We start from the raw sequence: 11341 nt of genomic DNA, 5'->3' as shown, positions 1-11341 counted from the left end.
GACGGTGGGGCCGCGAGATCGGGTCGGTGCTTTCTTCTTAGCATTGGAACAGATCGAGAAGCTCGGTGCGCGAATGCACGCCGAGCTTCTCGTATATATGGCGCACATGCACCTTCACGGTCTCCTTCGACACGTACAGCTCGCCGGCGATGTAGGTGGCGGTGCGCCCACGCGCGAGCAGGGCGAGCACCTCGCTCTCGCGAGGAGAGAGGCCGTGCTGTTCACCCAGCTGCGCACAGCGGGCGTCGATGGGATCGGTCGCGGGAATATCGCGGCCCTCTGGATCGCCTTCAGGCGCCGGGGCAGCGCTTGCAGCCGAGCGGGAATTTCCCCGGGCGAAGGCCACCGTGGCCAGGGCCACGAGGTAGCCGACGAACAAGGTGAGCGATACCGTCGTCTTTATCAGATCGTCGAGCGCGGGGCTAGCGAGGATGCCGCCGCCGAGCGCTACCGTGACAAGGGCGATGGAGAGACTCCAGCGCCGAGCCGCCGGGATGCAGTCGGCCTGGTCGGTTCGCAGGGGGCCGGTGAAAGCGTACAGATGCCAGCCCATCAGGGCGGCGAAGAAGGCGAATCCGATGCCGGTGAGGACGCCCAGCACCGTGCCTACGATGCCATCGGGCTGCACGGGAACGAAGCAGGGGATGGAGGGGAGTGCCGCCATGATCGGGCACAGGGCGGAGAAGGCCGTGCGCAACCGCAGCGGTTGGGGCACGGAGGTGGCGATCAATCCCAATGCGCCCGTGCAGAGGACGAAGCCCAGAAAGACGCCGCGCGATATGGTCTCGGCATGGACGAACCCGTCGGTAGGGTGCGGCGTGCCGCAAGTAAAGCCGAGCACGACGCAGCAGATGGCGGCTCCGCCTAGGATGGGCCACAGCGCCGGCGCATCGGTCTTTGCGTGCGGTGTCGGAATGGCCTCGTCAGTATGCTTCTGGCGCAGAATGCCGAACGACAGGGCGCAGCCGACAAGCGGCGTGAGGATGTTCATGGCCAGCATGATGGCAGTGCTGGCGAAGGAGAAGCAGGCGATGGCGATAAGGGCGGCCAGGGTCAGCGCCCAGCTGATGGTCGCGAGCACGGCGATTGCGGGCAGCAGAGCCAGTCGGTCGCGCCAGCCGATCATAAGGTCGACGGCGCCGATGCCGTAGGCGATGCCGGCGATGGCGAAGCAGAGGCTGAACCCCTCGTTGGGGGCGGCTAGCCCGATGGCGGCGAACAGAGCCGCTGCCACCCATGCGCCCGCTCCGGTTGTGGGAGCGATCAGGGGCGTCGGCAGCTTTTTCAGCGTCGTGGCAAGCAGCAGGCCGCTGCCGAGAAGCAGGCCGATGCCCACGCCTGCGACCAGGGGCAAAAACCCCGCCGGCCGATCCAAGGCGATCAGGCAGCCGATAATGGAGGCGCCCGATGAGAGCAGGGCGGCGGTGGCGTTGGTCAGCAGCAGGCCGAGGCCCAAGACGCCGATGCCCAGGGGGCTTCCGCTGCGATTTCCCCTATTCGCCATGACCGCTCCCTTGCTGCTCGCGCAGGGCCTTCAGGATGGCGCGCTTTCTGGCCTGCTTGGCGGCGTAGGCCTGCTTCTCGGCGCGGTTGCGGGCGCGCTCGGCTTCCTCGGCGGCGCGCTCGTCGGCGTGGGCGGCTGCCTCGGCCTCGCGCTCGGCTCGGCGTGCGGCCTTGCGCGCCTCGCGCTCGGCGGCGGCCTCGGCGTCGGAGAAGCGGCAGCCGCAGTAGTTCTGGCGGTACATGCCTCCTTCGCGAGAGCGGCGGGTGGCCTCGTCATAGAAGGGACGGTAGTCCTCGAAGTGCGCGCGTATGCCCTCGCGCTCGCAGGCGCGCTCCAGTTCCTCACGGATAATGCGCGTGTACTGGTAGGGGCTCACCGACAGCGTGGTGCCCAGGGCATCGAAGTCGTGCTCGCGGGCATAGCGGGCCGCCTCCTCGAAGCGCAGGCGGTAGCAGGCGCGGCAGCGGGCCTCGCGAGCGGCGCGGGCCTCGGAGCGCTTGGCGCCCGCGGCGTCCGGGGCGCTCTCCGCAGCATCGCCCTCCTCGTTCACGATCACGCCGAACCGCTCCTCGGCTGCATCGCCGGCGCGCCCGGCTGTCGCTTCCCAGGCTTCGGCATCGTAGACGCCCTCGACCACCTCCAGCCCCTCCTCGGCCGCCCACGCACGCAGCGTGTCCAGCCGGTGCGCGTACTCGTCGGCGGGGTGGATGTTGGAGTTCGCGAAGAACACCACGGGCTCCACTCCCTCGGAGCGCAAAATGCGGACCGGCTCCAAGGAGCACGGTCCGCAGCAAGCATGTAGGAGTATGCGGTTCAAGTGCGGCTTACTCGGCGGCCAGGGGGCTCGGGGTCGAGTACACGCGGGAGGCGCACTCGCGATCCAGGTCGTAGAGGCCCTTCGGGTCGCCGCCGAACAGCTTCATGTTGGTGATCATGGTGTCGGCGTTGTCCTCTTCCTCCAGCTGCTCGTCGATGAACCAGCCGAGGAACTTCTGGGTGCGGTAGTCGTGGGCGTCCACGGCGGCGGCGTAGATGTCGTGGATGAGCGCGGTCACGTACTTCTCGTGCTCCATAGCGGCCTCAAGGGGCTCCATGAAGTTGGCGAAGGTCTTGTCGGGCTGGTCGATGGCCAGAAGGCGCACCTTCTCGCCGTTCTCGTGCAGGTACTTGCGGAAGATGAGCGCGTGGTCACGCTCCTCGGCGGCCTGGATCTCGAAGTAGTTGGCGTAGCCGGACAGGCCCTCCTCCTCGTAGTAGTCGGCGAAGGAGAGGTACAGGTAGGCGGAGTACAGCTCCTTGTTGATCTGGTCGTTGATAAGTTCGTACACCTTGGCGTCCATGGACGGTTCCTTTCTGCTTGGCACCCCGCGTCGGGGCGCATTTGAACCCAGACAGAATACCGCTAAATCGTCGGCGATCGTGGCAAATCTGTGCAAATAACTCGCTTTTTGACAAAAGCGTTACGCGCGCACAGGGGGCGACCATCATAATAGGCGCGATCAAAATCCGAGGGAGAGAACCGCGCATGCTACAGCTGAGGAACATCTGCAAATCGTACCGGACGGGCGACTTCACCCAGGTGGCGCTCGACGACGTGTCCATCTCGTTCCGCGACAACGAGTTCGTGGCCATCCTGGGGCCGTCGGGATCGGGCAAGACCACGCTTTTGAACGTGATGGGCGGCCTGGACCACTACGATTCCGGCGACATGATCGTCGACGGCATCTCCACCCACCAGTACAAGGACCGCGACTGGGACACCTTCCGCAACAACCGCATCGGGTTCGTGTTCCAGAGCTACAACCTTATCCCGCACCAGACCATCCTGCAGAACGTGGAGCTGGCGCTCACCTTGTCGGGCGTGGGGAAGGCCGAGCGCACGCGCCGCGCGAAGGAGGCGCTCGCGGCCGTGGGGCTCGCCGAGCACGTGGGCAAGCGGCCGAGCCAGCTGTCGGGCGGCCAGATGCAGCGCGTGGCCATCGCCCGTGCCCTCATCAACGACCCCGAGATCGTGCTGGCCGACGAGCCCACCGGCGCCCTCGACTCGCACACCTCGGTGCAGATCATGGACCTGCTCACCCAGATCGCCAAAGACCGCCTCGTCATCATGGTCACCCACAACCCGGAGCTCGCGGCCGAGTACGCCACGCGCACGGTGAACCTGGCCGACGGCGTCATCCGGTCGGACACCGACCCCTACTTCCCCACCGAGGAGGAGATGCACCTCTCGCAGAAGCCCATTCGCCGCACCTCCATGAGCTTCCTCACGGCGCTCGCGCTGTCTGCGAACAACCTCATGACCAAGAAGGGCCGCACCATCATGACGGCCTTCGCGGGCTCCATCGGCATCATGGGCATCGCGGCTATCCTCGCGCTCGCCAACGGCGTGGACAACTACATTCAGAAGACCGAGGAGGAGACGCTGTCGGTGTACCCGCTGCAGATTATGTCCACGGGCTTTGACATCACGTCTCTCATGGGCATGGGCTCAGACGACGGGGATACGCCGGCCGACGGGGGCGGCGAGGGCGACGACGTGCTGTCGGCGGCGGGGCTTTCCGGCGGCACCTACGGCGACGAGAACGACCCGGCCGCGCGTGACGCGGTGCCCGAGTCGAAGATGGTCACCAGCATGTTCGCCAGCCTGGAGAACAACGACCTGGCCTCGCTGAAGCAGTTCCTCGACGAGGGCGGCGACGGCATCGACGGCTACGTGAACTCCATCGAGTACCGCTACAACGTGGTGCCCCAGATCTTCGACGGCAACACCGAAGGCGGAGTGCGCCAGATCAACCCCGACACCACGTTCTCGGCCTTCGGCATGGGCAGCAGCTCTTCCAACGCCCTCATGTCCACCATGTACTCCACCGACGTGTTCAGCGAGATGATGGGGAACTCCGCCATCGTGGAGGACCAGTACGATGTGAAGGCCGGCCGCTGGCCTGCGGCCTACGACGAGTGTGTCGTCGTGCTCACGTCGGGCGGCACGCTGCCCGATCTGGTGACCTACGCCCTCGGTCTGCGCGACCATGCGGTCTTGGAGGACATGATCGACCAGTTCATGAACGAGGAGGACGTCGTCTCGCCCGACGACGATCTGGAGTTCACCTACGAGGAGATCATGGCGGTGCCGCTGAAGATCGTGAACGCCGCCGATTTCTACACCTACGACGAGGAGAACAAGGTGTGGGTGGACAAGACCGGCGACGAGGACTACATGCGCGGGCTCGTGGATGCCGGCGAGGAGCTGAAGATCGTCGGCGTGGTGCAGCCCTCCCCGGAGGCGAAGGCCACGGCACTCTCCACGGGCATCTACTACACGCCCGAGCTCACCTACCACCTCATCGACGCGGCGAAGGAGACGCCCATCGTGCAGGAGCAGCTGGCCGAGCCGACGGTGGACGTGTTCAACGGCACGGAATTCGCCGAGGAGGAGGACGGCGCCGCCTCGGGCTTCGAGATGGAGTCCCTCTTCACCGTGGATGAGGATGCGCTTCAGGACGCCTTCAAGTTCGACGAGTCGAAGATCGAGGTGGACACGAGCTCCATCAGCGGGGGCCTGTCTGCCGACGACCTGCCCGCGCCGCCCGCCCTCGATGCGAGCGACCTCGACCTGGACATGTCCTCGGCCTTCAGCCAGCAAGCCATGGGCGAGATGATGGGCGCCGCCATGGCCGGCTACGCCAACGCGCTCGGTGCGGCCTACCAGGAGGCCATGGCCGGTGTGGCCGAGGGAGGCGCGCCGCCCGACTTCCAGACGCTTGCCCAAGGCACCCTCGAGAGCTACATGCGCAGCACCGAGTTCCAGGCGCTCGTGGGGCAGTACGCCGGCAAGATCGTGGACGCGAACGCCATGCAGCAGGAGATGGCGTCGAAGATCTCGGCGGCTCTCGAGCGCTCGATGACGGCGTACATGGAGGAGGCCATGGGCATCATCGGCTCGAAGACCGAGTCGTCGGTCCAGAAGGTCATCGGCCAGCTGCAGGAGAACATCCCGCTCGCCATGTCGGTGGACGCCGATGCCTTCCAGAACGCCTTCCAGATGGCCATGACCGAGGACGAGCTGCGCGAGCTCATCATGTCGCTCATGACCGACGGCACGCGCTCCTTCGACGGCAACCTGGCGAAGCTCGGCTACGCCGATCTGGCCAAGCCCTCCGAGATCGAGATATACCCCGACAATTTCGAGGACAAGCAGGAGGTCATCGCCATCCTCGACGGGTACAACGAGCGCATGGAGGCCGCCGGGGAGGGCGACAAGAAGATCTCCTACACCGACTTCGTCGGCACGCTCATGAAGTCGGTCACCACCATCGTGGACATGATCAGCTACGTGCTCATCGCGTTCGTGGCCATCTCGCTCGTGGTGTCGTCCATCATGATCGGCATCATCACCTACATCTCGGTGCTCGAGCGCAAGAAGGAGATCGGCATCCTGCGCGCCATCGGTGCCAGCAAGGGCGACATCAGCCGCGTGTTCAACGCCGAGACCATCATCGAGGGCCTCACCGCCGGCCTCATCGGCGTGGGCGTCGTGGCGCTCGTGTGCATTCCCGTGAACGCGCTCGTGCTCGCGCTTTTGGACGTGCCCGACGTGGCGCTGCTGCCGCCGGTGGCCGCGGCCATTCTCGTGGCCATCAGCGTGTTCCTGTCGTTCATCGCGGGCCTGTTCCCGGCCATGGCCGCCGCCCGCAAGGACCCGGTGGAGGCGCTGCGCTCGGAGTAGAGGTGCGACGCGGCTAGAAGGCTCTGACGGGCGATTCCCCGTGGCTGAGGGCTCCTCTTAGTTGTCGTTACCCACAAGCCCGTTCACGAGGGCGGACACGATGGAGATGACGATGGAGGCCACAAACGCGCTGCCGAAGCTGGCGATGTAGAAGCCCGCGCCGAAAAGCCCGTTGGCAAGCCATGCGGCGATGTAGAGCAAAAGCGTGTTCACGATGAGGTAGAAGATGCCCAGCGTGAGCACCGTCACCGGCAGCGACAGCACCTGCAAAATCGGCTTGATGGACATGTTGATGAGCGACAGGATGAGCGCGAAGAACACGATGCCCACCCACGAGGCCCCTCCGTTGACGATCTCGACGCCCGGCACGATCCACACGGCGGCCGCGACGGCGATGGCGGTGACGATCCAGCGAATAATGAAGTTCATGATTGCCTCCTTTTCCAGTGGCCCCATTATGTCAAAATGAGTCTATGACGAGAAAGCATGACAACAAGTCGAAACGCACCAGTAACCGCGCCGCCAGCTCCTGCGCGCTCTGCCCGGTGTTCGGCCGCTGCGGCGGCTGCAGCCAGCTGGACGTGCCCTATGGGGTCCAGCTTGCGGCGAAGCAGCGGGCCGTGGCCGATCTTTTCGCCGATTTGGCTCCCGCCGAGACGATGCTGCCCATCTTGGGCATGGAAGAGCCCTTCCACTACCGCAACAAGGTGATATCCCCCTACGCGCCTGCCAAAGGAAAGGCCCGGAAGAACGGCGCGGCCAAGGGTGGTGCGAAGGGGAAGGGGAGAGGCGGCGACGTCCGGTTCTCCCGCGCCGACATCCTCACGGGTATGTACGAGGCGGGCACGCACCGCCTCATTCCCACCGACGCATGCGCCATCGAGAACGAGGTAGCCAAGCGGGTGACGCTGGCCATCCGCGACATCATGGCCCGTTGGGGCATGGAGCCCTACGACGAGGACGCGGGCACCGGGTTTGTGCGGCACGTGGTGGTGCGCGCGGGCCACGAGAGCGGGGAAGTGCTCGTTACCGTGGTCACCAACGGCGAGGAGTTCCCCTCGGCGAAGGCCTTCTGCCGCGAGCTGGTCCGCCGCGTGCCCGAGGTCACCACCATCGTGCAGAACGTGAACACGCGCCAGACCAATGTCATCCTCGGCGAGAAGGAGCGCGTGCTGTACGGCCCGGGCTTCATCCTGGATACGCTCTGCGGGCTGTCCTTCCGCATCTCGTCCCGGTCGTTCTACCAGGTGAACGCCACGCAGACTGAGGTGCTCTACGACGAGGCCATCCGCCTGGCGAACCTGACGGGCGCCGAGACGGTCATCGACGCCTACTGCGGCACGGGCACCATCGGGCTCGTGGCCGCCAAGCGGGGCGCCGCCCGCGTTATCGGCGTGGACACGGTGGAATCGGCCATTCGCGATGCCACGGGCAATGCCCGCCACAACGGCGTGGAGAACGCCGCGTTTGTCGCCCAGGATGCTACGGCGTTCATGGAGGAGCTTGCCGCATCGGGGGAACGGCCCCGTCCGCTCGTGCTGCTCATGGATCCGCCGCGGGCCGGCTCGACCCCCGCCTTCCTGCGCGCCGCCTGCGAGCTTGCCCCCGAGCGCATCGTCTACATCTCGTGCAATCCCGTCACCCAGGCTCGCGATGTGCGGCAGCTCGTGGAGGGCGGTTACGTGGTGCGCGCCATCCGCCCCGTCGACATGTTCCCCCACACCGACCATGTGGAATCCATTGTGATGTTGGAGAAGAAATGACCGATCTCTTGGAAAAGGCCCGGCGAACCATCGCCGACCACAACTTGGCCGCCCCCGATGCGGCGGTGCTGCTCATGGTGTCGGGCGGCTCCGACTCCACGGCGCTCGCCTATCTGGGAGCGGCTCTGCGCGAGGCCGGCGACATCGGCCCGGTGGCCATGCTGCACGTGAACCACCAGCTGCGCGGCGACGACGCCGACGGCGACGAGCGCTTCGTCTCGTCGCTGGCCGAGCTACTGCGCATCCCGCTGTTCATCTGCTCTATCGACATCGCCGCCGAGGCCGCGCGCTCCCACGAGAACGTGGAGGCGGTGGCGCGGCGCGAGCGCTACCTGGCTGCCAACGAGGCCCTGCGCTCGATGTGCCAGCACGAGGGTTGCCCGCTCTCCGAGGCGCGCATCTTCACGGCGCATACCGCCGACGACCGCATCGAGAACTTCTACATGCGCTCCATCGTGGGCACCGGTCCCGGGGGCTTCCGCTCCATGCGCTACGAGAACGGCCCGGTAGTGCGCCCCCTGCTCGACGCGACCCGCGACGAGCTGCGCGCCTTCCTGGCCGCGCGCGAGGCCGCCGGCGAGCCCTGCGCGTGCGACGAGGACGGCAACCTCTGGCGCGAGGACGCCACCAATGCTCATACTGACCGCTTCCGCGCCTATGTGCGCCACAAGGTGGTGCCGCCCTGCAAGGAGTGGAACGAGGCGCTGCCCGAGGTGCTCGTGCGCTCGATGAACCTCATCGCCGACGAGGACGACATGCTGGAGCAGATGGCCGCCGAGGTGGCCGAGCGCGACAGCGAATGGGTGGCCGAGGACGACACCTTCGGCATCGACCGCTCCGAGGGCTTCCGCCTGCGCCCGGCCTTCGGCGCCGTGGCGCGGCCCCTGCAGCGTCGGGCGGTGCTCGCGCTTCTGCAGGCCATGCTCGGCCCCGACGCCCGGGTGGACGCTTCCAGCGTGGAGGCGGTGCTCGACGGCTTCGCCGAGGGCAAGCCGCGCGGCGGGTACGTGGCCAACATCCAGCACGATCTGGCCGTGAGCGCCAACAAGCAGGGCGTGCTCGTGGAGCCCATGGCCTATTTCCGCGCCCGCAGGAAGAAAGCGTGAGCGCCCTGCCGCACGCGGAGAGACGCCCCTGAGAAAGGATTTCCCATGACCAACGACGAGAGCAAGCTGAACGGGGAAGTGGCCGCGAAGGTGGCGGCCGACGAGTTGCGCCAGGCGGTGGCCGAGGAGGCCGGCGAGGCCCCCGCGCCCGCACAGCCCGCCTTCGAGGTGGTGCTCGCCAGCGCCAGCCCCCGCCGCCGCGAGCTGCTGGAGGCCGCCGGCGTGAGATTCATCGTGCACACGCCGGAAACGCCGGTGGACGAGACCCTCGAGCCCGACCTGGCCGCCAACCCCGAGGAGGCGGCGAAGAAGCTCGCCGAGCGCAAGGCGGGCGCGGTGGTGCAGGAGGTGCTCGCCCAGAACTACACGGGCATGCTCATCGTCATCGGGGCCGACACCATGGTGGTCCTCAACGGGAAGATCTACGGCAAGCCCCGCAGCCTGTCGGACGCGAAGCACATGCTGCGCGAGCTTTCGGGCCGCACCCACGAGGTCATCACGGCCGTGTCGGTGTGGATGATAAGCGCCCCGGCCGCCGAGGACATCTCGCTGGGCTTCCGCACCCTCGCCGATACGAGCTACGTCACGTTCCGCGACCTCACCGACGAGGAGATCGCCGACTACCTGCGCAAGGGCGAGTCCTTCGACAAGGCCGGCGCCTATGCCATCCAGGGCGAGGGGGCCGCACTCGTGGATCGCTACGACGGCGCCTGGGACACCATCGTGGGCCTGCCCGTGGGCCGTCTCATCCAGGAGTTCCCCGACCTTCTGCAGGCGGAAGTGAAGTAGGGCGCAAGCCTTATGCTGCAGCCGCTGGCCGGCTCGCCCCGGCGCGCGGCGGCCCGTTCCGAATGAAACAACTGTGTTGCGTTCCCGTATCGCGGGCGTTCGTTTTCAGGGCAATGGTACACTGGGCCTTGATTAGGGAACGTCCGAGCCCGCGCGGCCGGACGACGGAAGAAAGTAGTTCACGTGCATAACGACATTTCCGAGATTTACTTCTCCGAGCAGGATCTCGCCAATCGCGTGCGCGAGATGGGCGAGGCCATCACCCGCGACTACGCCGACGTGGCGGGGCCGGAGGGCATCGTGGTCATCTCCATCCTGCGCGGCGGCGCGGTGTTCACCTGCGACCTCATCCGGGCCATCGACCTGCCCCTCGAGGTGGACTTCATGGCGGTGTCGTCCTACGGCAGCGGCGTGAAGAGCTCGGGCGTGGTGCGCATCCTGAAGGACCTGAACACCGACATCCGCGGCCGCCACGTCATCATCGCCGAGGACATCATCGACTCGGGGCTCACGCTGAAGTACCTGATGCAGAACTTGGAGTCGCGCGGGCCGGCCTCCATGACCGTGGCCGCGCTCATGCGCAAGGACACCGAGAACCAGGCCGACATCCCGTGCCGCTACGTCGGCTTTGCCTGCCCCGACAAGTTCATCGTGGGCTACGGCCTCGATTATGCCGAGCGCTACCGCAACCTTCCCTACATCGGCGTTCTGAAGCCCGAGATCTACCAGTAAAGGCAGAAACCCACTATGGCAGACAACAACCCCAAGATTCCCACCCCCTCGTCATCGTCGCGCACCACCATGGTCATGGTCGTCATCCTTCTGGCCGTGGCGTTCTTCGTGGGCAGCCAGTTCATGCGCACGGGCGTGGCGGGCACGACCGTCACCGACCAGCTCATCACCTCCGAGTTCACCCAGGCCGTGGAGCAGGGCCGCGTGAAGTCGGTCACCTACTCGGCCGGCGACTACACCGTGTCGGGCACCTACTTCCCCGCCGCCACCGCCGGCGCCGGCGCGGCCGATGCGTTCAACGGCGCCTTCGATGCTATGAACGCCCTTCTCGCCACGCAGAAGAATCCCGACGGCGAGGCGCTCTCGGGCATCGCTACCACCACGCTCGACCCGGCCACGCTCGGCAAGGAGCACAACTACACCTCCACCTACGTGGGAAGCGACTCGCTCGGCGAGCTTCTGGCGTCGCATCCCGATGTGTCCTACCAGGTGACCCTGCCGAGCCCCTTCCTGGAGATCATCGCCACGCTTCTGCCCATCCTCATCATCGGCGGCCTGCTCTTCTTCTTCTTTTTCAAGATGCAGCAGGCGAACAACTCGCAGATGAACTTCGGCAAGGCCAAGACGAAGAAGGCCGCCGAGGAGCGCCCCGACGTGAAGTTCTCGGACGTGGCCGGCGTGGACGAGGCCGTGGAGGAGATGCAGGAGATCAAGGACTTCC

At 66.3% G+C, this 11341-nt stretch carries 10 protein-coding genes; 6 read left to right on the top strand and 4 right to left on the bottom strand.

Features of this window, described 5'->3' with window-relative positions:
- Nucleotides 1-37 precede the first annotated feature (37 nt).
- Genes Q5064_RS03155 through Q5064_RS03145 form a run of 3 tightly spaced genes read right to left on the bottom strand, consistent with a single transcriptional unit; the run spans nt 38 to nt 2844 of the window.
- The gene (locus Q5064_RS03155) at nt 38-1504 is read right to left on the bottom strand and encodes a helix-turn-helix transcriptional regulator (protein ID WP_302962225.1); all 1467 of its coding nucleotides are present in this window, start codon (nt 1502-1504) and stop codon (nt 38-40) included.
- Complete coding sequence (locus Q5064_RS03150) at nt 1494-2321, bottom strand: epoxyqueuosine reductase QueH (RefSeq protein ID WP_302962223.1); 828 nt, start codon at nt 2319-2321, stop codon at nt 1494-1496. Before Q5064_RS03150 ends, Q5064_RS03155 begins: the two co-directional genes overlap by 11 nt.
- Before the next feature lie 7 nt (nt 2322-2328).
- Nucleotides 2329-2844 (bottom strand): ferritin, encoded by a 516-nt coding sequence (locus Q5064_RS03145; protein WP_302962221.1) that lies wholly within the window; start codon nt 2842-2844, stop codon nt 2329-2331.
- Nucleotides 2845-3029: 185 nt separating this feature from the next.
- Here Q5064_RS03145 and Q5064_RS03140 point away from each other — a divergent pair, with 185 nt between their 5' ends.
- On the top strand, nt 3030-6230 hold the full coding sequence (locus Q5064_RS03140) for an ABC transporter ATP-binding protein/permease (protein ID WP_302962220.1): 3201 nt from the start codon (nt 3030-3032) through the stop codon (nt 6228-6230).
- A gap of 57 nt (nt 6231-6287) precedes the next feature.
- Here the strand turns inward: Q5064_RS03140 and Q5064_RS03135 are convergent, their stop codons facing one another.
- Entirely contained in the window at nt 6288-6659 is a 372-nt protein-coding gene (locus Q5064_RS03135) for a phage holin family protein (RefSeq protein ID WP_302962218.1), read from the bottom strand.
- A 44-nt stretch (nt 6660-6703) separates the two neighbouring features.
- Here Q5064_RS03135 and rlmD point away from each other — a divergent pair, with 44 nt between their 5' ends.
- The 5 genes from rlmD to Q5064_RS03110 all read left to right on the top strand — a co-directional run.
- On the top strand, nt 6704-7993 hold the full coding sequence (rlmD, locus tag Q5064_RS03130) for a 23S rRNA (uracil(1939)-C(5))-methyltransferase RlmD (RefSeq protein ID WP_302962216.1): 1290 nt from the start codon (nt 6704-6706) through the stop codon (nt 7991-7993).
- Nucleotides 7990-9099, top strand: coding sequence for a tRNA lysidine(34) synthetase TilS (tilS, locus tag Q5064_RS03125; RefSeq protein WP_302962213.1), 1110 nt, complete (start codon nt 7990-7992; stop codon nt 9097-9099). The genes rlmD and tilS overlap by 4 nt, the downstream gene beginning before the upstream one ends.
- A 45-nt stretch (nt 9100-9144) precedes the next feature.
- Entirely contained in the window at nt 9145-9888 is a 744-nt protein-coding gene (locus tag Q5064_RS03120; RefSeq protein WP_302962210.1) for a nucleoside triphosphate pyrophosphatase, read from the top strand.
- Nucleotides 9889-10071: 183 nt separating this feature from the next.
- A complete protein-coding gene (gene hpt, locus Q5064_RS03115) occupies nt 10072-10620 on the top strand; it encodes a hypoxanthine phosphoribosyltransferase (protein ID WP_302962208.1) in 549 nt (182 codons plus the stop codon).
- Between the two features lie 15 nt (nt 10621-10635).
- On the top strand, nt 10636-11341 hold a 706-nt coding region (locus Q5064_RS03110; protein WP_368389090.1), incomplete at its 3' end, for an ATP-dependent metallopeptidase FtsH/Yme1/Tma family protein.

This window comes from uncultured Adlercreutzia sp. (assembly GCF_958431955.1).
Taxonomy (GTDB): Bacteria; Actinomycetota; Coriobacteriia; order Coriobacteriales; family Eggerthellaceae; genus Adlercreutzia.
The sequence above is the reverse complement of the archived record's forward strand: the minus strand, read 5'-3'. Positions and strand labels throughout refer to the sequence as shown.